Origin of the sequence: Aliarcobacter vitoriensis, assembly GCF_048320235.1 — a bacterium.
Taxonomy (GTDB): Bacteria; Campylobacterota; Campylobacteria; order Campylobacterales; family Arcobacteraceae; genus Aliarcobacter; species Aliarcobacter vitoriensis.
On record NZ_CP182882.1, the window covers coordinates 2,096,876 to 2,120,948 of the forward strand.

At 27.2% G+C, this 24,073-nt stretch carries 28 protein-coding genes; 7 read left to right on the plus strand and 21 right to left on the minus strand.

Translation table 11 applies throughout. From position 1 onward, the window contains the following. Nucleotides 1–15: 15 nt before the first annotated feature. The 4 genes from ACNSOS_RS10410 to folD all read right to left on the minus strand — a co-directional run bounded on the left by ACNSOS_RS10410 (nt 16) and on the right by folD (nt 3,482). Nucleotides 16–1,245, minus strand: a complete 1,230-nt coding sequence (locus ACNSOS_RS10410; RefSeq protein WP_418185238.1) for an HD domain-containing protein — start codon at nt 1,243–1,245, stop codon at nt 16–18. A gap of 114 nt (nt 1,246–1,359) precedes the next feature. Next, nucleotides 1,360–1,815 carry a ribose 5-phosphate isomerase B gene (gene rpiB / locus ACNSOS_RS10415; protein ID WP_418185239.1) on the minus strand — a complete coding sequence of 152 codons (456 nt, stop codon included), beginning with the start codon at nt 1,813–1,815 and terminating at the stop codon, nt 1,360–1,362. Continuing rightward, nucleotides 1,815–2,621 carry a signal peptidase I gene (gene lepB, locus ACNSOS_RS10420; RefSeq protein ID WP_418185240.1) on the minus strand — a complete coding sequence of 269 codons (807 nt, stop codon included), beginning with the start codon at nt 2,619–2,621 and terminating at the stop codon, nt 1,815–1,817. Before lepB ends, rpiB begins: the two co-directional genes overlap by 1 nt. Then, nucleotides 2,622–3,482 (minus strand): bifunctional methylenetetrahydrofolate dehydrogenase/methenyltetrahydrofolate cyclohydrolase FolD, encoded by an 861-nt coding sequence (gene folD / locus ACNSOS_RS10425; RefSeq protein ID WP_418185241.1) that lies wholly within the window; start codon nt 3,480–3,482, stop codon nt 2,622–2,624. Between the two features lie 145 nt (nt 3,483–3,627). Here folD and ACNSOS_RS10430 point away from each other — a divergent pair, with 145 nt between their 5' ends. Genes ACNSOS_RS10430 through ACNSOS_RS10445 form a run of 4 tightly spaced genes read left to right on the plus strand, consistent with a single transcriptional unit; the run spans nt 3,628 to nt 6,251 of the window. Then, the gene (locus tag ACNSOS_RS10430) at nt 3,628–4,164 is read left to right on the plus strand and encodes a 50S ribosomal protein L25/general stress protein Ctc (protein ID WP_418185242.1); all 537 of its coding nucleotides are present in this window, start codon (nt 3,628–3,630) and stop codon (nt 4,162–4,164) included. A gap of 6 nt (nt 4,165–4,170) precedes the next feature. Continuing rightward, a complete protein-coding gene (gene pth / locus ACNSOS_RS10435) occupies nt 4,171–4,725 on the plus strand; it encodes an aminoacyl-tRNA hydrolase (RefSeq protein ID WP_418185243.1) in 555 nt (184 codons plus the stop codon). A 3-nt stretch (nt 4,726–4,728) separates the two neighbouring features. Continuing rightward, entirely contained in the window at nt 4,729–5,796 is a 1,068-nt protein-coding gene (locus ACNSOS_RS10440; protein ID WP_418185244.1) for an LptF/LptG family permease, read from the plus strand. An 11-nt stretch (nt 5,797–5,807) separates the two neighbouring features. Next, entirely contained in the window at nt 5,808–6,251 is a 444-nt protein-coding gene (locus ACNSOS_RS10445; protein ID WP_113893304.1) for an NUDIX domain-containing protein, read from the plus strand. On the opposite strand, the gene ACNSOS_RS10450 is transcribed toward ACNSOS_RS10445, so the two are convergent. From ACNSOS_RS10450 to ACNSOS_RS10525, 16 genes are all read right to left on the minus strand, one after another. Continuing rightward, the gene (locus ACNSOS_RS10450; RefSeq protein ID WP_418185245.1) at nt 6,214–7,776 is read right to left on the minus strand and encodes an N-acetylmuramoyl-L-alanine amidase family protein; all 1,563 of its coding nucleotides are present in this window, start codon (nt 7,774–7,776) and stop codon (nt 6,214–6,216) included. The two genes, ACNSOS_RS10445 and ACNSOS_RS10450, sit on opposite strands and share 38 nt — an antisense overlap. 230 nt (nt 7,777–8,006) lie before the next feature. Next, complete coding sequence (locus tag ACNSOS_RS10455) at nt 8,007–9,086, minus strand: nitronate monooxygenase (protein WP_418185246.1); 1,080 nt, start codon at nt 9,084–9,086, stop codon at nt 8,007–8,009. A gap of 11 nt (nt 9,087–9,097) precedes the next feature. Continuing rightward, nucleotides 9,098–10,306, minus strand: a complete 1,209-nt coding sequence (gene tyrS, locus ACNSOS_RS10460; RefSeq protein ID WP_418185247.1) for a tyrosine--tRNA ligase — start codon at nt 10,304–10,306, stop codon at nt 9,098–9,100. Nucleotides 10,307–10,319: 13 nt separating this feature from the next. Next, a complete protein-coding gene (locus ACNSOS_RS10465) occupies nt 10,320–12,464 on the minus strand; it encodes a RelA/SpoT family protein (RefSeq protein ID WP_113893309.1) in 2,145 nt (714 codons plus the stop codon). A 26-nt stretch (nt 12,465–12,490) separates the two neighbouring features. Continuing rightward, nucleotides 12,491–12,709, minus strand: coding sequence for a DNA-directed RNA polymerase subunit omega (locus ACNSOS_RS10470; RefSeq protein WP_113893311.1), 219 nt, complete (start codon nt 12,707–12,709; stop codon nt 12,491–12,493). 18 nt (nt 12,710–12,727) lie between these two features. After that, nucleotides 12,728–13,435 (minus strand): UMP kinase, encoded by a 708-nt coding sequence (pyrH, locus tag ACNSOS_RS10475; RefSeq protein WP_113908397.1) that lies wholly within the window; start codon nt 13,433–13,435, stop codon nt 12,728–12,730. 60 nt (nt 13,436–13,495) lie between these two features. Further along, on the minus strand, nt 13,496–13,735 hold the full coding sequence (locus ACNSOS_RS10480; protein WP_113908910.1) for a hypothetical protein: 240 nt from the start codon (nt 13,733–13,735) through the stop codon (nt 13,496–13,498). Between the two features lie 177 nt (nt 13,736–13,912). Then, complete coding sequence (locus ACNSOS_RS10485; protein ID WP_418185248.1) at nt 13,913–16,036, minus strand: heavy metal translocating P-type ATPase; 2,124 nt, start codon at nt 16,034–16,036, stop codon at nt 13,913–13,915. Further along, a complete protein-coding gene (locus ACNSOS_RS10490; RefSeq protein ID WP_235826936.1) occupies nt 16,036–16,419 on the minus strand; it encodes a YtxH domain-containing protein in 384 nt (127 codons plus the stop codon). The genes ACNSOS_RS10485 and ACNSOS_RS10490 overlap by 1 nt, the downstream gene beginning before the upstream one ends. 1 nt (nt 16,420) lies before the next feature. Further along, a complete protein-coding gene (locus tag ACNSOS_RS10495) occupies nt 16,421–16,771 on the minus strand; it encodes a hypothetical protein (protein WP_418185249.1) in 351 nt (116 codons plus the stop codon). Next, entirely contained in the window at nt 16,771–17,031 is a 261-nt protein-coding gene (locus ACNSOS_RS10500; protein WP_418185250.1) for a hypothetical protein, read from the minus strand. The genes ACNSOS_RS10495 and ACNSOS_RS10500 overlap by 1 nt, the downstream gene beginning before the upstream one ends. Nucleotides 17,032–17,034: 3 nt before the next feature. Next, a complete protein-coding gene (locus ACNSOS_RS10505; protein WP_113893321.1) occupies nt 17,035–17,709 on the minus strand; it encodes a ferritin-like domain-containing protein in 675 nt (224 codons plus the stop codon). Continuing rightward, nucleotides 17,709–18,023: a hypothetical protein gene (locus tag ACNSOS_RS10510; RefSeq protein WP_418185251.1), complete on the minus strand. Its 315-nt coding sequence runs from the start codon at nt 18,021–18,023 to the stop codon at nt 17,709–17,711. Before ACNSOS_RS10510 ends, ACNSOS_RS10505 begins: the two co-directional genes overlap by 1 nt. Nucleotides 18,024–18,085: 62 nt before the next feature. Continuing rightward, on the minus strand, nt 18,086–18,553 hold the full coding sequence (locus ACNSOS_RS10515; protein ID WP_418185252.1) for a Fur family transcriptional regulator: 468 nt from the start codon (nt 18,551–18,553) through the stop codon (nt 18,086–18,088). 86 nt (nt 18,554–18,639) lie between these two features. Continuing rightward, nucleotides 18,640–19,869 carry a Na+/H+ antiporter NhaA gene (gene nhaA, locus ACNSOS_RS10520; protein ID WP_418185253.1) on the minus strand — a complete coding sequence of 410 codons (1,230 nt, stop codon included), beginning with the start codon at nt 19,867–19,869 and terminating at the stop codon, nt 18,640–18,642. Continuing rightward, nucleotides 19,862–20,236 (minus strand): Fur family transcriptional regulator, encoded by a 375-nt coding sequence (locus ACNSOS_RS10525; RefSeq protein WP_418185254.1) that lies wholly within the window; start codon nt 20,234–20,236, stop codon nt 19,862–19,864. Before ACNSOS_RS10525 ends, nhaA begins: the two co-directional genes overlap by 8 nt. A 115-nt stretch (nt 20,237–20,351) precedes the next feature. Here ACNSOS_RS10525 and ACNSOS_RS10530 point away from each other — a divergent pair, with 115 nt between their 5' ends. Further along, a complete protein-coding gene (locus tag ACNSOS_RS10530; RefSeq protein ID WP_418185255.1) occupies nt 20,352–21,236 on the plus strand; it encodes a metal ABC transporter solute-binding protein, Zn/Mn family in 885 nt (294 codons plus the stop codon). Continuing rightward, nucleotides 21,233–22,732 (plus strand): nickel/cobalt transporter, encoded by a 1,500-nt coding sequence (locus ACNSOS_RS10535; RefSeq protein WP_418185256.1) that lies wholly within the window; start codon nt 21,233–21,235, stop codon nt 22,730–22,732. Before ACNSOS_RS10530 ends, ACNSOS_RS10535 begins: the two co-directional genes overlap by 4 nt. Here ACNSOS_RS10535 and ACNSOS_RS10540 read toward each other — a convergent pair. Further along, nucleotides 22,729–23,283 carry a GNAT family N-acetyltransferase gene (locus ACNSOS_RS10540; RefSeq protein WP_418185257.1) on the minus strand — a complete coding sequence of 185 codons (555 nt, stop codon included), beginning with the start codon at nt 23,281–23,283 and terminating at the stop codon, nt 22,729–22,731. The two genes, ACNSOS_RS10535 and ACNSOS_RS10540, sit on opposite strands and share 4 nt — an antisense overlap. A gap of 107 nt (nt 23,284–23,390) precedes the next feature. On the opposite strand from ACNSOS_RS10540, the gene ACNSOS_RS10545 reads away from it, so the two are divergent. After that, complete coding sequence (locus ACNSOS_RS10545; RefSeq protein WP_113908386.1) at nt 23,391–24,053, plus strand: response regulator transcription factor; 663 nt, start codon at nt 23,391–23,393, stop codon at nt 24,051–24,053. Nucleotides 24,054–24,073: the final 20 nt, after the last annotated feature.

A 24,073-nucleotide genomic window follows, 5' to 3' on the forward strand; every position in this document is an offset into this window, starting at 1 on the left:
GCTCTCTTTGATATATTAATCAAAATCTAAAGTAGTTTGAACTTGTCCATTGCTTCCAAATTCTTTATCTATTTCTGAAGCAATTTGCTTAAAATCAACTCCATTTATTTCTTTTAAACTTTTTAAAATCTCTTTTTTACCGTTGATTAACTCTTTTGATTTTATTCCATGAGAGATAGATAAACTAGCTTCCACAAAAGCAGATAGCTTATCGCATTGTTTTAAAGCAAGTCCATCAATAGCTTCATATTTATCTATATTATATTTTGAAATATCATCAACTATTTCAATTTTATTATCTATTTTTATTTTATTTGCAAATTCTTCTTTTATTCCGTCATATATACCTAAAATATAAGAAAATTCATCTCTTATATTCTCTGGAATATTTGGCAAAATATCATCTTTGATTTTTTCAACTTCATACTCTGCAATAATTTCAGAAAGTTCATCTACACTATATTTTACTGGACTTATAATATCTCTTGTTAAAGCTTCAGGTAAATCATGAAAAAGTGCTGTAAAAAAGTTATTTTGAAGTCTTTTATCACAAGCTTTTACTTCAATACTAAAAAAATATGAGAATATTGCAACTGTAAGCATATGTCCCAAAACTGATGTTTCAGGAATTCTTGGTGTTTGAGCCCATCGTTTTTGAAATCTTAATCTTCCACTTAAATCAACAATTTTTGCTAATTTTTTATTTAAAGCTATTTTCCTAACAGCAATTAATTCATAATAATCTTCAAGTTCTTCATCCACACTTTTTTTTACATTTTCAATATCACTTAAAAACTGACTTGTTTGATAAACAATTGAAAATTCCCATTTTGTAGCAAGATAAGAAGCTGCTTTAAGTATAAATCTCTCTTTTTTATAAATATCTGGATTATTTAAAAATTCTTCAAATTTTTGTAAAAATACGCCATTATCAATAGTTTCAAGAGATGGTTTTAGTTTTGAAATAACCCAAGAATTAATCTCTTGAGATTTTTTTTGTAAAGCTTTTCTAAATACATCTGGTCTTATATCCGTTACTACTACTCGTCTTAAAAATTCGAAAATACCAGCTTCTATTAAATGTGTAAAGTTTATATCATTTTCTAGTTTTGCTATAAAATAAGCAATTATAAATTTATGAGCTTGTTTATCAAGTTCAACTAAATCAACCATTCTTGGATAATCATTCCATCTTTGAATAGATGCACTTGAAAAAATATAGTCGATAATTTTTGGATTTATCACTTTTTATCCTTGTCTTTTTTATCAAAAAACATTAGTTTATGAGCAAAAAGCATAGCTCCTACAATCACAGCCATCATTAAATAAACTTGCCAATCACTCATAATAAATCCTTTTTTATACTCTACAACTTCCAATTTTACTTAAAGCATTTATTTTTTCAACTCTTTGAGTATGTCTTCCAGCTTCAAATTTTGCTTTATCCCAAGCATTTATAATAGCTTCTATCATGCCTTCACCACTAACTCGCTCACCAAGACAAATCACATTTGCATCATTGTGTTGTCTAGCCATTGTTGCACTATACTCATTGTGACAAAGTGCTGCACGAATACCATCAAATTTATTTGCAGCCATACTCATGCCAATTCCACTTCCACAAATCAAAATTCCAAATGAACCATCATTTTCTAAAACTTTTTTACAAACAAGAGCAGCAAAATCAGGATAATCAACTCTATCTTTTGAAAAAGGTCCTAAATCTTCAACTATATGACCTTTTTTTTCAAACAAATCTTTTACGAAAGCTTTTATCTCTATTCCTGCATGATCAGCAGCTATAAAATATTTCATTAGTAGATTCCTTTGCTATCTTCTTTAAAATTCATATCAAAAATTGTTTCATATTGAAGAGTTTGAATAGTTTTAAACATTCTATCCCATCTTATTTTGTAATCTTTGTCCCAAGAAAAATATATAAACCAAGGTTTTCCAACTACATTTTTATATGGAACTGTTCCCCAAAATCTTGAATCATTTGAATAGTCACGATTATCTCCCATCATAAAAAATTCATCATCAGGAATAGTAGTGATTTGCATATCAAATAACTCTTGATGAAAAAATCCTTTTATAATATCGGGATTTTTTCTTATACCTTGAAACTCTTTTTCATATGGATTTACTACAAAAAGTTTTTCACCTATTTGTATTGTTTCATAGTTGCTAAAATGCTCTTTTACAAAGTCATTTCCTTCATTTGGATGAAGGTATAAATTTTTATCTTTTAAAAATATTGTATCTCCACCAACAGCAACAGCTCTTTTTACAAAGTGAGTTCCTTCTGGTAATCTTCCATCGTTTAAGGCTTTTTGAGGAGCAAAAAATACTACAATATCACCTCTTTGTGGTCTATCTCCTTCTATTAAGTGACCATTATCATTGAAATCTGGAAGAATTTTTACATTTACCCAAGGGATAGTAGGAGTTGGTACTCCATAAGAAAATTTTTTAACAAAAAGCATATCACCCACTAAAAGTGTAGTTCTCATACTTCCACTTGGAATTACAAATGCTTGAGCAATAAAAAATATAATTGCTAAAACAATTATGATAGTTCCAGTCCAAGAAGATGACCAGTTATAAATTTTTTTTAACATCTATTTTGCTTCTCTTTTTTCTCTTAAGTTTGCAGCTTTTATTGTATTTTTAAGCAACATAGCAATAGTCATAGGTCCAACTCCTCCTGGAACTGGTGTAAGATGAGAGCATTTTTCTTTTAATCCTTCAAAATCAGCATCACCAACAAGTTTTCCATTATCAAGTCTATTTATACCAACATCAATAACAACGGCTCCATCTTTAACCATATCAGCTTTCAATAAATATGGAACTCCAACAGCAATAATTACAATATCAGCATTTTTTGTGTGAGATTTTAAATCTTTCGTTCGGCTATTACAAACTGTTACTGTTGCTTTTGCATTAATTAAAAGAGAAGCCATAGGTTTTCCAACTATATCACTACTTCCAATTACAACAATGTTTTTACCACTTAAATCAATTTTATGTTCTTCAAACATTCTCATAACACCAAATGGAGTTGCACTTAAAAAAGAATCTAAATTTGATACCATTCTTCCAACATTATAAGGATGAAAACCATCAACATCTTTTAGTGGATTAATACTTTCTAAAACAGTTGTTGTATCTATATGTTTTGGAAGAGGAAGTTGTACTAAAATACCATCAAGTTTTGGATTGTTGTTCATCATATTTATAGTTTCAAGTAACTCTTGTTCTGTTATAGATGAAGGCATTTTATGGACAACAGAGTAAATACCAGCATCTTTACAAGCCTTCTCTTTACTCGCAACATAAGTTGCACTTGCAGCATCATCTCCAACTAAAATAACAGCAAGTCCTGGAGTTATTTTTTTATCTTTAACAATTTGTTCAACTTCAAATTTTACTTCTTCTTTTATTTTTGCAGATAGGGCTTTTCCATCAAGTAATACCATAATTTTTCACCTTATTGATTTTAAAATTTAGTAAATATTCTATCTAAAAGAGTATTAATAAACTATAAATAAACCTTTTAATCAAAGATTTAGTAAAGCTTTTATATAATCCCGACTCAATTTAAAATCAAAATAAAGGATGACTATGTTAGAGGGTATCGTAAGAGATAGTATAACAAAACCAGCTGTTAAGGCTTTAAGAAAAGATGGATATTTAATCGCAAATATCTATGGTAAAGGTTTAGAGAATATTTCTGCTGCATTTAAAAGAAATGAGTTTATTAAATATTTGAAAAACAAAACTACTGTTGCTTTTGATGTAAAAGTAGGTGGAAACACTTTAAAAGTAGTTGTTCAAGAGTACCAAAAATGTCCTATTACTTCAGATTTATTACATGTTGATTTAATGGTTGCTCAAGCTGGTGTTAGAACTTCGTATAAAATTCCAGTTTTTACAACAGGAAGTGCAAAAGGACTTAAAAATAAAGGTCTTTTAATGCTTCATACAAGAAGAATTCCAGTTAAATGTAAAATTGAAGATCTTCCAAATGGTATAACATTAGATGTAACAAACTTAGATACAGGTGATAATATTTTAATTAGAGATATTACTTTACCAGAAACAGTAGATTGTTATTTAGATCCTAGAGTACCAGTTGTTGGTGTTATCAAAGCTAAATAATTAAATATGTATTTAATTGTTGGTCTTGGAAATATTGGTGATAAATATCAGTTAACAAGACACAATATTGGGTTTTTAGTTATTGATGAAATAACTAAAAATCTGAATACTTCAAATATAAACAATCAAAATTTTCAATCAAACTTACAAAAATCAGCTTATAATCTATTTTCTAAACCAATTACATATATGAATAACTCTGGCGTTGCAGTCCATAGTATAAAAGAGTATTATAAAATTGATTTAGAAAATATTATTATTATCCATGATGACTTAGATTTACCATTTGGGGCCGTTAAATTTAAAATTGGTGGCGGACATGGTGGACATAATGGACTTAAATCACTTGATAGCCATATAGGTAAAGATTATATAAGAGTTAGAGTTGGGATTGGAAAACCACAAGAGAAAGAAGATGTTGCAAATTATGTTTTGAGTAATTTTTCTAAAGAAGAGTTAGAAGAACTTTATAGTAAAATTATTCCACATATTATTACATCAATTGAAGCTTTAAAAGAGTTTGATATTGATGAAGTAAAATCTAAGTATACATTGAAGTAAAATATGAGTACATTAACAAAATATCTTCTTACAAAATATATAAGAAATTTTCTTATAGTTCTAATATCATTAGAAGTCTTTTTTGTAGGAATTGATTTTTTACAAAATTTTAAATCTGTACCAACTTCTGCAAATTTACAACTTTTATATATATTTTATAATGGTTTTTTTACCCTCACTTTAGCCTTGCCATTATCAATTATTTTTGCTTGGATTGTAACTTTAATAACATTTATAAAAAATAATGAGTTTGTAGCTTTTTATGCATTGGGAGCTAAAAGAAAAGATATTTTCTCTCCTATTGTAACTTTATCTTTTATATTACTTATTTTATTGATTATTTTACAAATGACTCCTTTAGCATACTCTTATGAACAAAAAAGAAAAATTTTGGATAATGAGTATTTTTCTAGTACTAAAAGTGATATTTTTCTAAAATATAATGAACATTTTGTATATTTCCAAAAACTATTTCCTTTGGAAAAAAAAGCTGAAAATATACATATTTATAAAATTGAAGATGAAGATATTATAGAAACTATAATTGCTCAAAAAGCTTATTTTCAGAATAATAGATGGTATGTAATAGATGCAAAAATTATATCTAAACCTAAAAATATAGATGAAAACTCTCAGCTAACAGTTAGAAATGAGAAGTTTTTACATACATTAGAAGGCTTTCAACCAAAAATTTTAAATAATGTTTATGAAACAAAAAGTGATTACTCTTTACTTGATGCTTTAAGTGCTTGGATACTCCTTGAACAACAAGGTGTAAATACCCAAAAGATAAGAACAAATATTTATAATCAAATATTTATTCCATTTTTTGTTATTCCATTACTATTTTTAATATTTGCTTATGCTTCTTTAAATAGTAGATTTTTTAATTTAGGAAAATTTGTGTCATTTGGAGTATTTGGAACTTTAGTAATTTGGGGAGTATTCTTTTTTCTATTTAAAATTACAAGTTCAGGAGTTTTGATTCCTGAGTTCTCAATAATAGTTCCTTTGATAGTTTGGTTTATTATTTCGTCTTATTTATATGTAAAAAAAATTCAAGATATTTAGGTTTTTTAAAAATGAGTAATGTTAAAACTTATGGTATTGTTCCATATTTAGTGGATAAAAAGGATATAAAGATTCTTTTGTGTTTGGGTGTTGCAAGTCAAGCAAGATGGGGTTGTTTAAAAGGTAGTAAAAATAGAAATGAAAGTGCTTTTGAATGTGCAAAAAGAGAAGTCTTTGAAGAGAGTTCTATAAGTGTTGATATTGCACTTTTTGAAGAGTACTTTGAACAAATAAATGAAGACAAAGATATTGGTATTTGGCTAGTAAATAGTTCTAATATAGAAGGAATTAATAAATATTTTGAGAAAGATATTCTTAAAAAAGAGTATCTTTCTTGGGAAAATTCTAAAGTAAAATTTTTCTCTTTAAAAAAACTCCCAAAAATAAAGAAAAAACAAGAAAACCTAATAAAAAATATTAAGGGTTTTTTAGAAAGTAAGAGTCTATACCATTAGCAATACCATTAGCTAGTAGTTGTTGATACTCTTTTTCATATAATCTTCTACTTTCCTCAGGATGTGAAATATAACCAAGTTCCACTAGAATTGATGGCATTTGTGCTCCAACAAGAACCCAAAATGGTCCTTCTCTAACACCTGAATCTTTTACATCTTTATATTTTGTTCTAGCAGCTTGTAAAAGCCCAGCTTGTACGTCTATTGCAAATTTATGTGATGCAGTTATTCTTGGACGATTAAGACTCTCTAAGAAAACATTTTTTGAACTTTCATTCATTTCTCTAATATCTGATTTATTTTCAAGAGCTGCTACTCTTTTTGCTCTTTCACTTCTTGCTGGGCTTAAAAAGAATGTTTCTATTCCACTTGTTGTATTTGCTTTTTCTTTAGTAATAGAGTTTGTATGAACTGATATAAATAGATCAGCATTTTTTTCATTTGCTAAAACTGTTCTATCCATAACTTTTATAAATTTATCAGTTGTTCTTGTAAGATAAACTTTGTAACCACGTTGTTTTAAAATGTTTTCAAGGTATTTTGTAACTTCAAGATTTACAATTTTTTCATATCTTTTATTTGGACCAACTGCTCCAACATCATCTCCTCCATGCCCTGCATCGATAACTATAACTTTGTTTTTTACATTTTTTGGTGTTATATTTTGTACTTGATTTATAGTTTGTTGTGTAGGAGCTGAAGTTGATTTTGTAGATATTGTTTCAATTATTAACTCATTATTTATTAAATTATATTTTATTTGAGCAGAATTTTTATTTATAAATCTTATTCTTACACTATTTTTATTTTGTGTTGTTATAACTTTATCAATATTATCCAAAGATAATTTTATAGGATTAGCGAACTTATATTGTCCTGTTATGTCAAAAATATATTCAAAATTTCCACTTTGCTTAATATTTGTATATTTTATATCTTTTTGAGTTATTTTTTTATTGAATTTTACATTAATTGTATTATTGTTTGATTCTATTAAACGAATAGCATTTGTTGTATCAATAAAATTATTATCTTCTTTAATTGCTACTTGTTGAGTAACAACTTGATTTGATTGTTGAACTTTTGTATCTTCTTTTTTAACTGTTTGACTTTTTACATCAATAATAAGTTGTCTTTTTGATAGAGTGTAAGATGTATCTGGGTTATTTTGTCCTGAAATAACTATTCTTAAAACATCTGGTTGAAATTGCCCAATAGTTATCTGTTCTTCTCCTTGAATTGATAATTTTGTTGCAAGAGCATCTTTAAAATAGCCTTTTATATCAAATACATCTCTGTATAATGGAGAAGGTTTCAACTCAAAAAATTTAATATCACTTTTTGATATATCAACATTAAAATCGATTATAATAGAATTTTGTGAAGTATTCACAGATTTTATAGAGTGCATAATATTAGCTTGTTTATTTTGATTTGTTTGTTGAACCTGAGTTTTAGTATTCTGATTTATTTTATTATTTTGCTGAGTTGTTGTTTTAGAGTCTACTTTTTTTGATAAGTTCACATTTCTTTTATTTAAAAGCTTTAGTTTTTCTTCATCAGGTCTTGTGTCTTTTTTTAGTTTCTTACCTAAATTTATAATTCTTTCTAAATCCTTTATTTTTTGACCTTCATCTTTTTTAAGAGAAGACTTTAAAAACTCTATCCTTGCTTCTTTGTATTGCTCTTCTAAGCTTGAAGCAAGAGATATATTAAAAAATAAAATTAAACAAATAAAGAATCTAATTAAAATAACTACTCTCCCTTAGTCAATTTTTCCATTAACTCTTTTACAGATATTATTTTATCAATTTTATAACCATTTGAACCAGAAAAGAATAGACCAGTTTCAGTATCACCTTTATATGCAGCCCCTAATCTATCAGCAATACAGTATCCTACTAATTTTGCTTCATGACCTCTATTACAGGGTGCAACACAGTTTGAAATACATTGAACTTTTGGTGCAGTATGATTCTCTATTGAAAATTGAAGATTTGTTTTTACTCCACGAGCTGGAAGTCCAACAGGAGATTTCATCAAAACTATATCATCTTTATTAGCATCTACAAGAACATTTTTAAATTTTTCATCAGCATCACACTCATGTGTTCCTATAAATCTAGTTGCCATTTGAACACCAGCACACCCCATTTCTAAAAATTTATCAATATCTTTTTTGTCCCAAACTCCACCTGCAGCAATTATTGGAATATTTCCCCAATTTTTTGCTTCTTCAATTACTGGTGGAACAATATTCTCAAGTTGATACTCTTCTTTAAAACAGTCTTCATATTTAAATCCTTGATGCCCACCACTTAAAGGTCCTTCAACTATTACTGCATCAGGAATTTTATTGTATCTTTGCCATTTTTTACAGATAAGCTTTAATGCTCTTGCACTTGATACAATAGGAACTAGTGCTACATTTGGAAAATCTTTTGTGAATTCTGGCATATTTGTAGGAATTCCAGCTCCTGTAATAATAATATTTGCCCCAGCTTCACAAGCATCACGAACTACTCTTCCATAATCATTTATAGCATATAAAATATTTGCTGCAAGAGGAAGTTTTCCACAAATTTTTCTAGCATTTTCAAAAATTTCTTTTAAAGCATCTTTACTATAAAAATTTATAACATCTTTTGGTTTATCTTTTCTTGTTATTATTTCAACTTTTGGACTTAATTTTTTGTAATATCCTGTTCCAACAGCAGAAATTACACCTAATCCACCTTCTAAACTAACATGTCCAGCAAGTTGATCCCAGCTTATTCCTACCCCCATTCCACCTTGAATTATTGGATACTTTATATCATATTTTCCTATTTTCACAAAGGCCCTTTTTATTTTATTACTATCTTAGCGAAACTTTTTTTACCTTTTTGTAAAATATACTCGCCTTTAGTTAAATTTAGTTTATCATCATTTATTTTTTGTTGATTAACTGAAACAGCATTTGATTTTATATCTCTTCTTGCTTGAGAAGTAGAATCTACTAATTTACTATCAACTAAAGCTTGACAAACCCATATTTCATCTTCAAATATGAACTCTTCTAAATCTGTTGGAATGTCTTTTTTCGCAAAAACTTTTTCAAATTCTTGCTTTGCTAATTCTCCTGCTCCAATTCCATGAAATCTATCAACTAATTCCGAAGCTAGTTCTTCTTTGATTTTTTTAGGGTGTAAAGTTCCATTTTCAACACCTTTTTTAATATCTTCAATTTCATTTATAGATTTTGATGATAGTAGTTCAAAATATCTCCACATAAGCTCATCACTAATAGATAAAACTTTTCCAAACATATCAAAAGGTTCATCTGTAACACCAATATAATTACCCAAAGATTTTGACATTTTTTGAACACCATCAAGTCCTTCTAAAATTGGCATCATTAAGACAGCTTGTTGTTTTTTCATATCATAAGCTTTTTGAAGAGTTCTTCCCATTAAAAGATTGAATTTTTGGTCTGTTCCCCCTAGTTCAATATCACTTTTTAGTGCTATTGAATCATATCCTTGAAGTAGTGGATATAAAAATTCGCTAACTGCTATTGGAGTGTTTGAACTATATCTTTTTGAAAAATCATCACGTTCGAGCATTCTAGCAACAGTTAAATTTGAAGCAAGTGCTATTATTCCTGCACTTCCAAGTTCATTTAACCATTGGCTATTAAATACAACTTGAGTTTTATTTGGATCTAATATCTTAAAAACTTGTTCTTTATATGTTTCAGCATTCTCTAAAACTTGTTTTGTGTTTAATATTTTTCTTGTTTCACTTTTCCCTGTTGGGTCTCCAATAGTTGCTGTAAAATCTCCAATTAAAAATTGTACAATCCCACCAAATTTTTGAAAAGTTGCTAATTTTTGTATTAATACTGTATGTCCAATGTGAATATCAGGAGCTGTTGGATCAAATCCAGCTTTTACATAAAAATTTTCTCCTGTTTCAAAATATCTTTTTATTAATTTTTCAATAGCTTCAATATCTATTATTTCAGCTGTTCCTCTTTTTATTTCATTTATTGCTTCTATAATCTTATTTTCCATAATTTTTAAACCTTTATTTATTATATGCATCTTTTGAAGAGAAGAATTCTATAACTTTAATATTTTTCTCAACTATTCTTTTTACTTCATCGATATTTGATATATTTGTTTCAAATTCTATTTCGCAATATTGGTTGTATGTATGTTTTTGTCTTCCAAATGATACAAATAAAATATAAAATTCATTTGTAGATAAATAGTTAAAGACCTTTGCTAATTGACCTCTTGTATTTGGAATACTAATTAACATTTTATATTTAAATACGCTATTTTTTGTCCATGTACAAAATAACATTTGATGATTTGATTTGATTTTTGAATATGCTTTATCACACATTTTATGATGAATTATTGCTTCATTTCCATTTCTAAAAGCAACAATGTCATCTCCAAATTTAGGATGACAACAGTGTTCAAAAGATATTGAATTTATACTAAAATTTGAGTAGATTAGCATATTATCAAATTTATACTCTTTTATTTTACTAGTTAATATTTTAAATCTAGCCATTAAACCTTTATCTTTTGCTACTTTTTTTTCTAAAAGTAACTTTGAGTGTTTAAAATAGCTAAGAACTTGAGGAACTTTATATAAGTTTTCAATTGGGTAAACTTCAACTATATTTTCATAATATCTTGAAAAAACTGTATTAATAATGTTTCTTCCAGATAGTTTATCTATCTCTTTTTGTCTTTGCGTACAAAGAATTTTAAGTTGTTTTTTTGCTCTTGGCGTTTTTAACATATCTACCCAAGAACATCTTGCAATTGTTTCCTCTCCAGTTTCAATAGATACAATATCAGTACTTTTCAAAACTGTTAAAAGAGGCTTTTTTATCTTATTGATATAACATGAAATAGCTTTTTCTCCTACATCCGTATGAATAGCAAAAGCATAATCATATGCAGTTGAACCAATAGGAAGTATAAATACTTCTCCTTTTGGAGAATATACTATAATTTCATCATTAAATAAGTTTTCTTTTGCATCTGAATAAAACTCTTCAATATTATCATTTGAAAATTCTAAGGATTTAAGCCAATTTAAGTTTGTAGAATTTTTGGCACCACTTTTATATACCCAGTGAGCTGCAATTCCATATTCTGCAACTTTATTCATTTCAAATGAACGAATTTGAATTTCATAAATTTTAGAGTTATAAAAAACTGTTGTATGAATTGTTTGATAACCATTTTCTTTAGGAGTTGCAACATAATCTTTAAATCTTGAGACTAAAGGTTTAAACTCTAAATGAATGTGACCTAATGCTTTGTAACAGTCAATGTCATTTTCAACAAGAATTCTAATAGCAAATAAATCAAGCACTTCATCAATAGTAATACCTTTTCTTTGCATTTTTAGATATATCGAATAGTGATGTTTTATTCTTGAATAGATTTTAATTTTATTTATATCAAATCCATTTTTTTCTAAAAGAGTTTTTGTTACAGCTATAAAGTTATTAAAACTTAATTGCATAGACTGTTCATGCTCTTTTAAGAAATCATTTATTTTTTTATATTCTTCTGGATAAATATAGAAAAATGACAAATCTTCAAGTTCATTTTTAAGTGTAGAAATACCCAATCTATTTGCTATTGGAACATAAACAACCAAAGTTTCTTCAGCTATTCTTCTTTGTTTGTGTGGTTGAAGAACACCTAAAGTAAGCATATTGTGAAGTCTATCACAAAGTTTTACTATTAAAACTCTTGGATCATCAACAGAAGCAATAAGCATTTTTCTAAAAGTCAGTGCAGCTGAAATTATTTTTGAATCAGTTGAATCTTTTGAAGTTACAAAGTTTTCTTCTCTAATATCAGCAACTTTTGTAAGCCCCTTAACCATATTTGCTACATTGCTACCCCATTTACTTTCAACATACTCTAAAGTAAAAGCAGTATCTTCTACTACATCATGAAGTAGGGCAGTTGCAATGACATCTTCATCTTTTGAGAAGCTTGAAGTAACAGTTGCAACTAATATTGGATGGACACTATAGGGTTCACCGCTTTTTCTAAATTGACCTTCATGCGCTTCAATAATAAAATTAATAATTTCATAAAGTTTATCTGAAATATCAATTTGACTTTTTAATTTATTTATAGCACCGTCAATAGTATTGATGGTTTGTACTTCTTTAAAAAATTGATTCATATAATTTACTTGAAATAAGATTTAACTTATTTGTTAGGTATTAAACCTTCAATTTTTAAAAGTCCACTTGCTATTTCATCTATTGCAATATCTGTATATTTCATTTTTTGAGTATTTTGCTCTAAAAGTGGTTTTGCACCTTTACTTAACTCATCTGCTCTTTGTCCAACAGCAATAGCCAAAATATATCTGTCATTATCAACTTGCTTTAAAGCTCTTGAAATTCTTTCTTCTAATCTTTCCATAAAATTTTCCTTTTAAACTTATTTAACAATAGAACATCTACTATAATCACCCTTTACGATTCTTAGTAAATTTCCTTCTTCATTCATATTTGTAACAGCTATTGGGAGTTTATTATCTTTTGCAAGTGCAATTGCTGTATCATCCATAACTTTAATGTGATCTTCTAAAGCTCTATCATAGCTTAAATTATTTAATTTTACCGCATCAGTAAATTTCATAGGGTCTTTATCATAAACCCCATTTACTTTTGTTGCTTTTATTAGTAAATCAGCACCAATTTCTGTAGCTCTTAATGTTGCACCTGTATCAGTAGTAAAGTAAGGATTACCAGTGCCTGCTCCAAATATTACAACTCTTCCTTTTTCGAAGTGTCTCATAGCTTTTCTTACGATGAATGGTTCAGCTATTTCTTCCATTTTAATTGCTGTTTGTAGCCTTGCACTTAATCCTTTATATTCTAAAGCTTCTTGCATTGCAACACCATTTATTACCGTTCCAAGCATTCCCATATAATCAGCACTTGTTCTTTTAATAACACCATCAGCAGCAGCTGTAACTCCACGAATTATATTTCCACCACCAATAACAATAGCAACTTCAATACCATATTCAACTAAACTTTTAATTTCATTTGCTATGTAATCTAATATTTTTGTGTCTATTCCATAACCTTCAGAGCCAGCTAATGCTTCTCCTGAAAATTTAACAAGAACTCTTTTATTCATCTAATTTTTCCTTCAATAATTTTTGGATTCTATCTAAAAAATAATTAACAAGAACTTAGATTATTTTGTAGGTGTTTTTGATAAAATATTCGGTAATTTTTCTTTAGTTTTATTTGATTTTTTTGGTTGATAAAGCATATGATGCCATAATGCAAAACCACAAAAAGCGACTCCTGCAACAACATGAGTTTTTTTTGCAACAGAATTTTTCATAAACATTGATGTCACAACAGTTGCACCTAAAGTAGCAGTCATACCTATTTTTGCAACTTCTCTTTGAACTTCTAAATCAAATTTTATCTCTTTCATCTCTTTTTTTTCTTCTTTCATAAGTTTTAATACTTTTTTTCACTGTTTTCACTGTTAAAATAGCTGTTAAAGCTGTTGCTATTGGTAATAAAATTGGCATTTGGTAAAATCCTTTAATAATAATTCTTAGAATTTTACCAATATAACCTTAAATACAACTAATAACAATTATTGTTTTTTAGCTTCTTTAACCTTTACACCTTTAATAGAATTTAATAATAAACCTATTGTTGTTCCATTATGTAACACAGCTGTTACTATAGGAGAAAATAATCCAAATGTTGCCCCAGCTAAAATACAAGAATTTATACCTACTGTTGCATTGAAATTTGTATTTATCAATCCCATTGTTTTATTTGCATATTCTTTTGCTTCAACTACTGCTGAAATATCATCTTTTAATAGACTAATATCTGCAGTTGCTTTTGCAATATCAGCACCTCTAAACATAGATATTCCTACATGTGCAGAGATTAATGCTGGTGCATCGTTTATTCCATCGCCAATGAAAGCTACTTTTTTACCTTCATTCATTAAATCTTTTACAATTTTAGCTTTATCTGTTGGTAAAAGTTCAGCTCTTACATCTTCTATTCCCAGTTCTTTGGCTATTTTTAGTGCTTTTGATTTTATATCACCAGTTAGCATAATTATATTTTTTACACCTAGATCTTTTAATTTTTTTATAGATTCTTTTGAATTTTCTCTTAATTCATCAGAAAGACCAATTGTTCCTAATAATTTTCCGTTATAACCAATATAGAGTAAAGTATCACTTTTTTTTAAAGATTTTTCTATTTTTTCTTTACACTTTGAAAAATCTATTTTTTCATCATCTTCTAAAAAATGACGACTACCTATAATTACAGATTTCCCATCAACTTCAGTTTTTACTCCATGAGCAACTATAAACTCTACTTCTTCGTGATGCATATGTACAAAACCACGCTCTTTTGCTGCTTTTACAACTGCTTCTGCAACTGGATGAAAGTAGTGTTCTTCTGTTGAAGCAGTAAGGTTCAATAGTTCTTCATTACTCCAATTATCATCATATGAATCAACACTTACAACTTCTAATTGACCAGCTGTTAAAGTTCCTGTTTTGTCAAAAACAAAAGTATCAGCACTACTTAATGCTTCTACAGATTTTGCTCCTTTTATCATTATTCCACTATGACCAGCTTTCGATATAGTAGATTTAAAAGCAACAGGAGTTGCTAATTTTAATGCACATGAGTAATCAGCTTGAAGCACAGACGCTACTCTTTCAAAATCTCTTGTAAAAATATATGCAGCGGTTGCTAAACCTAAAGTTACAGGAACTAGTTTATTTGCTAATTTATTTGCTTTTAATTGAACTGATGATTTTTCGTTTAAAGAGTTTTCAATATAGTGCCTAATTCTTTGCGTAGCAGTATTTGCTCCTACATGTTCAGCCCAAATTCTAAATCTTCCTTCTTCAACTATCGTCCCAGATAAAACTTTATCTCCTCTAACTCTTACAATAGGTTCAGCTTCTCCTGTCATAGATACTTGATTTACAGTTCCTGTGCCTTCTAATATATGTCCATCAATAGGAATAGTATTTCCAGTTCCTACAACAACAATATCTCCAACTTGAATATCTTCTGTTTTTACTAAAACTTCACTAACTTTTCCATCTATCTTTTTTTCAAGCCAAGCTTCTTCTACATTTGGACGAGCTAGTTCTTTTAATAAATCATCACTTTTATGAACGGTTGTTTCTTCTATATATTCACCAAGTTCTAACATAGCATTTGTAGAGTTTGCTGCTAAATAATCTTTTCTATAAATAGAAATAGCAACAGCTCCTGCTTCAAGAACATGAGAAGTTAAACCTTCATTAAACAACTCTTTTGTTCCATCAATCAAAAGAGGAATAGAAGCAGCAGTTGTTAAACCAGCTTTTATAGTATTATTTGTAGTTAATCTTTCAGCTATTAAAGCACTTGTGGCAAGAAGTGTTCCTTTTATTGAAGGTTCTTCACTACTTACACAAGATACACAAACACTAGCTGGGTTTTTGTCACAAGACTTTAGAAGTAAATCTCTATTTAGATTTTCAATTATTTTTTCAAGTTCTAAAAATCTATCTTCTTTAAGCTCAAATATTACAGAGTAAGCTTTTTTGTTTACTCTTACATCTTCTATAAAATCAATATCTAAAAAATAGTTTTTTAAAATATTTTCATCAATAAAACTATCTTTTAAAATTGATAATTTATATCTAGCTCTTAAGTTTATTTGATGAACTTTAAGAAAATCGCTCATTAGAACTCTTTTGTTGCATTCATTGAAGCTTTTGCATCTTCAATTCTCTCTTTAAGTTCTTCAACTCCAGCACTTAAAAATTCTTTTCCTTTTTCAAATGCTTTAAAAATATTTTCTTGAGCATTTTTATTTGTTAATACATAAGTCAATGCTGCTCCAATCAAAGCACCTTTTACAAAATCTCCATTTAAGATTGAATTATTTTGTTGAACAGGATTATTAACATTTTGAGTATTTTGATTTACATTTTGGTTAATGTATGGATTTTGGTTTATATTTAATCCACTTTGATTGTTATTTACTCTTGTATTATTTATATTTGTATCATAAGGATTAACATTGATTTGATTGTTATTTATTTGGTTATTTTGATTTGTTGCCATATTATTCTCCTTCAATTTCTATATTTTGATTTGTCAAATATTTTTGTTCTAATTTTTCTTCTACTAATTCTAAAGCATAAATTCCAGCAATTCCTATACTTGCTGATGTTAAAGCTTTTAACCAACTTCCTTCACCAATATAGTTTGTAGTTGCTATTGCACTTCCAGTTGCTATTGCTCCTTGTGAAGTTCTTTTTGTAGTATCTTTTATTGCTTCACAGCTTTTTATTTCACCATTTTTATATTTTTTGTAGTTTATTGCACCACTTATAACTGCACTAGCTAATGCACCACTTATTACATGACCTAAAACATTCCTAGGAGTTCCAGTATTTATTTCAAAATTTTTCATTATTTAACTTCCTTTTGTTTTCTAGTATATTTTCGTTTTGGTTTTACTTCTTCTTTTTTAATCTCTTTTTTTTCAGGTTTTTGCTGTAATTTTTCTTCTAGTTTTTCTTTTACAGTAATTACTTTTTCTTGAAGTTCTTTAGAACTATCTTTTGCATACCCAAAAAGCTTTTTACTATTTGCTTTTAATTTATCAGAATTTTTATAAGCTATTATAGCTCCTGCACCAACTGCTAAGCCTAAGATAAAAGGTAATGCCATTTTTTACTCCTCTTCTTTTGAATTTTGTGCTAAAAAATTATTCAATAGTGCAATTATTGCACCACCACTTACTGCTCCACCAATCATTGATATATTTAATTTTGAAAATAGTGAGGAAATAAGGCTTTCATCTATATTTCCATTCATTACATTATTTAAAATATCTTGATACTCTTGCATCTTTTGCATAATATCATCTTGATTTCCAGTAGTTGCTCCACTATTATAGTGATTAAACACACAATTTCTAAAAGCTGGAAGATGATTATTATATGAAGCTGCTTGAAGTTTAAATAATACATCAACAATATCATCATCGATTGCAAAATTTAAAAGATTGTTGTACATTGCAATATTGTCAATCTCTCCTGCAACACCTAGCTCACAACACTCAATTATTGTATTTGGAATATTGATGATTTGTGTTGAAAAATCATTCATTGGAACTTCAACATTGTACTTTTGCATAAGCTGGATTAGAACACTATAATGAATAGCTTCTGCCTCTTTTATATTTATAAATGGATTAATATTTCCAAATTTCTCAATAATTCTTGTGTATGTTTCGTAAGCTTTGAACTCATCATAAATTGCAATTTGCAAAATTTGATCACGAACTGGTACATTTGAGTTTGTATCAACTTTTTTGTTTATTAAAATATTATAATCAATTGCCATTAAATTACCTCCTTTGCCAAATTGTTTATAAGAACTGTAAGTTCATCTAAATTCTCAGATTTTATCAAATCTTCCCATAGTTTTGGACTAAAAATATCTGGATTATATAAAATCGTCACAGAAGCTATTATTTTATTAATTTTTATCTCTTTTATTCCATCTATTTTATTTGGAAGATTTTGAATATCATCCAAAGTGATATTTGAAGCCTCTTTTGTAATTTTTGGATTTACCCGTACACGAAGTCTTCCTGGTGAATGAGCTATAATTGTAAAATAACTTGCCATTTTTATGATATCTTCTGTTTTAATCACAATAATCTCCTTTTTCAAAATGTATTTTTTCGTTTTTAAAATTAAATGTAACTTATTATAAATTAAGAATTGCTATCAGAGTTTTGACACTCTTCGCAAATACCATAAATAATCATTATATGGTTGCTAAGAATAAATTTATGTTTTTTTGCTACTTCTTGTTGTTGTTCTTCTATAAAATCATCTGTAAACTCTTTTATTAGATTACAATTTGTACATACAAGATGGTCATGATGAGTTTTATGGTTGAATTCATATCTAAATGTTCCATCGCCAATATCTAGTAAATTTACTAGGTTTAATTGATGAAAGAATTTTATAGTATTGTAAATAGTAACTATGCCTATATTAATATTGTAAGTTTTTTTTATCTCTTCTAAAATATCTTCAGCTGTTAGATGCTCTTTTGATAGAAATAGAGTTTTTAAAATATAATCTTTTTGAATTGTATTTTTTAAACCCACTTTAGAAGATTGTTTTTTAAAATTATTTAAAAAGAGGTCAAACTCTTTTTCTTGATTCTTATCCAATTTATAACACCTTTAATCTCATAAAAAACTAAATTATTTAAGAGATTCTATCATTATAAATCTTAATAATTTAGTAATTTTAATTATCAGTTGTATTTGTTTGGTTTATTGTTTAATAAAATAAGGATAACACCTATTATTGCAGCAGTTATAGAACTAGCAAAAATTCCTAGTTTTACAGCACTTACAATACTTTCATCACTAAATGCCAAATGTGATATGAAAATAGACATTGTAAAACCAATACCACCTAAGAATCCAGCTGCAATAATCTCACTCCAAGATACACTTGCAGGTTTTACAGATATTTTTAGTTTTGTTGCTAAATATGTAAAAGTGAATATTCCAATAGGTTTTCCTAAAATTAGACCTAAAGCAACTCCTAAAACAATATACTTATGAGTTAAAACACTTGAAAAATCTATGATAACCCCAGCATTTGCAAAAGCAAAAAGTGGCATTATTACAAAAGCACTAAAATTATGTAAAGCTAAAGATAGTTTATCAAGTGGAGAGTTTTCAAATTCGTAATTTTTATCAAAGTTTTTTGTTTTTAAAGGAATTGTAAATGCTAATAAAACTCCAGCAATAGTTGAGTGAATTCCAGAGCTATGAACACAAAACCATAAAATAATTCCTAAGACAATATAAGGTAATATTTTTCTAACACCAATGTAGTTTAAAAAGATTAAACAAGCATAAACTAAAGCACTATATAAAAAGAATATATAATTAAGTTCACTTGTATAAAATATAGCCACAACAATAATAGCACCCAAATCATCAACAACTGCAAGAGTTACTAAAAATAGTTTTAAAGATATATTTACTCTTTTTCCTAAAAGCATCAAAATCCCTAAAGCAAATGCTATATCTGTTGCCATAGGAACACCAAATCCTGTTGGATGTTCTTTATTTAAACTAAGATAAATAAGTGCTGGTATTATCATACCACCAATCGCAGCAATAATTGGAAAAGAAGCTTGTTTGAAACTAGATAGTTCTCCAACAAGCATATCTTTTTTTATTTCCATACCAACAACTAAAAAGAATATTGCCATTAAAACATCATTTACCCAATGAAGCAAACTCATAGAAAAACTATAATTTGCAAAACTTATAGAAAGATAAGATGAAAAGAATTCAAAATAGTTATTTGAATAGCTAGAATTTGCAATATATACTGCAAGAACTGTAACTAAAAATAATATTATTCCACTTAGAGTTTCAATAGATACAAAGTTTTTTATAAAATCATATCTACTTTTTAATTTTGCTATTTGTTGTTTTTGTATTTCTGTAAATATTTTAGCCATTTGTGTTGCAATCCTTACATTTACCTTTTAATATTATATTTTCAATTTTATAATCTTGTAGTTTTAGATTTAGATTTTCATGAATACACTCAATCTTTGAACAAGAATTACAAATAAAATGTGAATGAGGTGATTTTTTTATCTCAAAATACCTTTTTTTATCGTTTGATTCAAATGAATCTACTATTCCTTCATCTTCAAAGATGGTAATATTTCTATAAAAAGTTGCTTTATCCATAGAAATTTGAACTTTTATATCTTCGTAAGATAAAGGTTTATTTGAGTTTATTAAAATCTCTAAAATAGATTTTCTAGCAGTTGTTAATTTTATATTGGTAAAATCCGAAATATTTTTTAAATTATTCATTTGAGAATCTTATCAAAATTATAGTTAAAGTAATTGTACAACTAAGTTGCATTAAAGAAAAAAGAGTTTAATATTTTGGTTGCAACTAAGTTGCATTAAAATAAAAAGGAAAAATATGAAAAAAATTTTAGTTTTATTTATGTTTTTTGCATCAATTTTGTATGCAAATAAACCACAGCTAACGGTGAATATTTTACCACAAAAATATTTTGTAGAGCAGATTGTAAAAGATAAGTTTGATATAAATGTTATGGTGAAACCTGGTAGTTCACCACATAATTTTGAGCCAAAACCATCTCAAATGAAAGCATTAAATGCTTCAAAGGCATATTTTTTAGTTGGTGATCCAAGCGAATTAGCATGGCTTGATAGATTTAAGCAAAATGCTAAAAATACACTTTTTGTTGATACAACTGTTGGAATAGAAAAAATTGCTATGGTTGAACACTCACATCATGATCACGACCATGATGAAGATGATCCACATCACGAACATCATGACCATGGAGAAGATGGACTAGATCCTCATACTTGGCTTGATCCAATTTCTGTAAAAGTTCAAGCAAAAAATATCTATGAAGGAATGCTAAAAATTGATGCTAAAAATGGTGATTTTTATGAAGCAAATTATGAAAATTTTATAAAAGAACTTGATGACTTGGATAAGGAAATAAAAAATATTTTATCACCATATAAAGCTAAACCTTTTATGGTGTTTCACCCATCTTGGGGATATTTTGCAAAACAATATGAATTAAGTCAAATTTCTATTGAAATAGAAGGTAAAGAACCAAAACCAAATGAACTTGTAAAACTTGTAGAAGAAGCAAAAACACATAATATCAAAATTATTTTTGTTGCTCCACAGTTTTCTCAAAAAAGTGCAAAAACAATTTCACAAAATATTAAAGGAAATGTTGTTTCGATTGACCCATTGAGTGAAGATTGGAAAAATAATATGCTTAAAACAGCAAAAGAGATAGCAAAAAGTTACAAATGATTAGATATTTTATACTATTTTTAGTGCTAAAGAGTATCCTTTTAGGATGCTCTTTATGTTCTACTTTTACACCACGAACACATATATTTACATCTATAAAAGCTGATAATGAAAATATAAAATCTGTAAATATAAGATGGGAATTTGCAAAAGAGTTTGGCGAAGAACTTTTAAACATTTATGATTTGAATTTGAATAAAACTTTTGATAAAAATGAGTTAGAAATTATCGAAAATAGTTTGCTTGATTATTTAGTTCCTAGAGATTTTATAACAACTATTTATTATGATAAAACCGAAAATGCTTCTGAAATAGCTTTTGAAGTAAAAGATTATAAAATGTATTATAAAGATAAATTATTGATGTTTGAATACAACATTGAATTAGAAGAAAAAATATATGATAAAAATATTTTTAAAATAAGAATATTCGATAAAGAAGGTTTCTTTTTTATCGTATTTGAAAATAAAAACCAAAAATTTGATATTCCATATAGTGTGAAAAAAAATTCAAATATAAGTGAAGTTTCTTATGATATTGATGCACCAAATTTAAGTGAACAAAAATTTAGCAAAAGCTTAGTTCAATCAAGTAGTCAAAATGAAGATTTAGTTGAAAAATGGACAAGCAATAGTGAAAATGTATATGTTGAAAATAAAGAAGAAACAATAGAAGAGATAAAGGTAGAAAAACCTAAAAATATTTTAGATGATTTTACAGATAAAGTAAAAAAATATTTGGTAGACATTGAAAATGGTGATAGGTTAGCCTTACTATTTTTACTTTTGGCTTCTTTTTTATATGGAGTGGTTCACTCTATTGGACCAGGACATGGAAAATCTTTAGCATTTTCGTACTTTTCGTCACAAAAAAGTACATATTTTGAAGCTTTTATGATTTCTCTTTTTACGGCATTTATTCATATTGTTGGTGCTTTGGTAATTGTATTAATATCTATATTTGCTCTTAAAACTGTTTTGAGTGGCTTTATAGCTGATTCGGTTTTATATATTACAGCTTTAAGTGCAGTGATTATTATGGTTTTGGCAATATTTATTTTGTATAGAAAATTAAAGAAAAAATCTTGCTGTTGTGCAGTTTGTAATACTAGTTTTGAAGCTACAAAATTTTCTACAAATTCACAAAATATTAATTTTGTAAAACAAAACTCTAATAGACCAATAATTTTAGAAAAAAGAAGTAAAAAACAAGATTTAATATTTGTTTTAACAGCAGGAATAGTTCCTTGTCCTGGTACTGTTTTACTTTTTGTCTATGCATTTTTATTGCAAACTTATTTTGCAGTATTTTTAGCTAGTTTAAGTATCAGTTTAGGTATGGCAGTAGTTATTTTTGCTTCATCGTTTTTAGGAGTAAGTTTACATAAAATATCTTCAAACTCTAAAAAGTTTGTAAATATTGTAGAAATTATTGCTCCTATTTTTATGTTTATTTTAGCATTTTTAATGCTTGTTGGTTCTGGGATTTTTGCTTAAAGTGTTTTTATCATATGATGAAATTGGCTTCCAGATACTTTTAAAACGACATTGTCTTGGAAACCTAATTTTTCATATAAAACTTTTGCTTTTGGATTTTCAAAATCAACCAAAAGTGAAAGTTTTTTAAAGCCTTGTTCTTTTGCTTTTTGTGTAGCAAAACTAAATAACTCTTTTGCTATTCCACGACCTTGAAAGTCTGAATTTACACTAACAGTATCTATATAAAACTCATCTTCAAAACACTCTTTTTCAAATGAATCCAAAAAAATATCTTTTGATTTTATATGTTCAAGCATAGGCTTATCTAGTTTTTCTACATCATTTGAATTGTAAGCTAGTAAAATACCAACAGTTTTATTATCTATTTCATAAGTATAAATATTGTTATAGCTAAGACGGCAAATATCCATATTTACATAATAATCTAAAGTTTCTAATATTTTTTTATCTTCATTTTCACCAGTTAATGTATTTGCTACATTGTGAATTGCATCGTATATAAGAGTTGAAATATTTTCTATATTATTTTTATTTGCTTGTTTTATCATATTTCTCTTTCATAAAAATTTTTGAATTCTACATACTCAAAACTAACAGATAATTAATAGATGTATTATAAAATCGTATCCCAATTATATGTAAGAGGAAAATTTTTTTGAGTAGAATTAGGATTTTAGTTTTAGAAAGTAATGATTTATCAATTTCAAGTATTATTAAAAATTTAGAAAATAATAATTTTATAGTTGATATTTGTATAAATAATGATAAATTTCTAGAAAGGATATATAAGAATCTATATGATTTATATATATTTAATATAGATGAAACATTAAATAATAGATTTCAACTAATAAAAATGTTAAATTCTTATCAAGATCTTACTATGAAGATGGTAATAACTTCTATTCAAAGTATTGTAAAACTATCTTATTTATCTGGATGTGATGAATGTGTTATTAAAACTATAAATGAAACAGAAATTATACTAAGAATAAAAACACTCATAAGAAGGCAATTTAGAGTATATACTGATACTATCTATTTGACAAAAAATATTGAATATGAGATTTTTAATAAAAGAGTACTAATTAATAAAAAAGATATATTCTTAGGTAAGAAAGCTACTTTAATTCTTGAATATTTACTAAAATTCAGGGGTTCTTTTGTATCAACTGATAGCTTAGAAAAAGGTGTTTATCCTGCAAATAGTGATAGTAAAAATGGAGTAATCCGTTTTTATATACATCAACTTAGACAAGTCATTGGAGATAATTTAATAGTATCACATAGAACTTATGGATATAAAATAGATATTTGATTAAAAAGAGGAGACAGAAA

Bases quoted from the DNA above. Each gene is read 5' to 3' on its own strand.
- ACNSOS_RS10500 (WP_418185250.1), bottom strand. From the start codon at position 17,031: ATGGCATTACCTTTTATCTTAGGCTTAGCAGTTGGTGCAGGAGCTATA.
- ACNSOS_RS10470 (WP_113893311.1), bottom strand. From the start codon at position 12,709: ATGGAAAGATTAGAAGAAAGAATTTCAAGAGCTTTAAAGCAAGTTGAT.
- lepB (WP_418185240.1), bottom strand. From the start codon at position 2,621: ATGTTAAAAAAAATTTATAACTGGTCATCTTCTTGGACTGGAACTATC.
- ACNSOS_RS10445 (WP_113893304.1), top strand. From the start codon at position 5,808: ATGAGTAATGTTAAAACTTATGGTATTGTTCCATATTTAGTGGATAAA.
- ACNSOS_RS10485 (WP_418185248.1), bottom strand. From the start codon at position 16,036: ATGAGCGATTTTCTTAAAGTTCATCAAATAAACTTAAGAGCTAGATAT.
- folD (WP_418185241.1), bottom strand. From the start codon at position 3,482: ATGGTATTACTTGATGGAAAAGCCCTATCTGCAAAAATAAAAGAAGAA.
- ACNSOS_RS10440 (WP_418185244.1), top strand. From the start codon at position 4,729: ATGAGTACATTAACAAAATATCTTCTTACAAAATATATAAGAAATTTT.
- ACNSOS_RS10505 (WP_113893321.1), bottom strand. From the start codon at position 17,709: ATGGCAATTGATTATAATATTTTAATAAACAAAAAAGTTGATACAAAC.
- ACNSOS_RS10525 (WP_418185254.1), bottom strand. From the start codon at position 20,236: ATGAATAATTTAAAAAATATTTCGGATTTTACCAATATAAAATTAACA.
- tyrS (WP_418185247.1), bottom strand. From the start codon at position 10,306: ATGGAAAATAAGATTATAGAAGCAATAAATGAAATAAAAAGAGGAACA.
- ACNSOS_RS10465 (WP_113893309.1), bottom strand. From the start codon at position 12,464: ATGAATCAATTTTTTAAAGAAGTACAAACCATCAATACTATTGACGGT.
- pth (WP_418185243.1), top strand. From the start codon at position 4,171: ATGTATTTAATTGTTGGTCTTGGAAATATTGGTGATAAATATCAGTTA.
- rpiB (WP_418185239.1), bottom strand. From the start codon at position 1,815: ATGAAATATTTTATAGCTGCTGATCATGCAGGAATAGAGATAAAAGCT.
- ACNSOS_RS10430 (WP_418185242.1), top strand. From the start codon at position 3,628: ATGTTAGAGGGTATCGTAAGAGATAGTATAACAAAACCAGCTGTTAAG.
- ACNSOS_RS10535 (WP_418185256.1), top strand. From the start codon at position 21,233: ATGATTAGATATTTTATACTATTTTTAGTGCTAAAGAGTATCCTTTTA.
- ACNSOS_RS10540 (WP_418185257.1), bottom strand. From the start codon at position 23,283: ATGATAAAACAAGCAAATAAAAATAATATAGAAAATATTTCAACTCTT.
- ACNSOS_RS10495 (WP_418185249.1), bottom strand. From the start codon at position 16,771: ATGAAAAATTTTGAAATAAATACTGGAACTCCTAGGAATGTTTTAGGT.
- ACNSOS_RS10490 (WP_235826936.1), bottom strand. From the start codon at position 16,419: ATGGCAACAAATCAAAATAACCAAATAAATAACAATCAAATCAATGTT.
- nhaA (WP_418185253.1), bottom strand. From the start codon at position 19,869: ATGGCTAAAATATTTACAGAAATACAAAAACAACAAATAGCAAAATTA.
- pyrH (WP_113908397.1), bottom strand. From the start codon at position 13,435: ATGAATAAAAGAGTTCTTGTTAAATTTTCAGGAGAAGCATTAGCTGGC.
- ACNSOS_RS10530 (WP_418185255.1), top strand. From the start codon at position 20,352: ATGAAAAAAATTTTAGTTTTATTTATGTTTTTTGCATCAATTTTGTAT.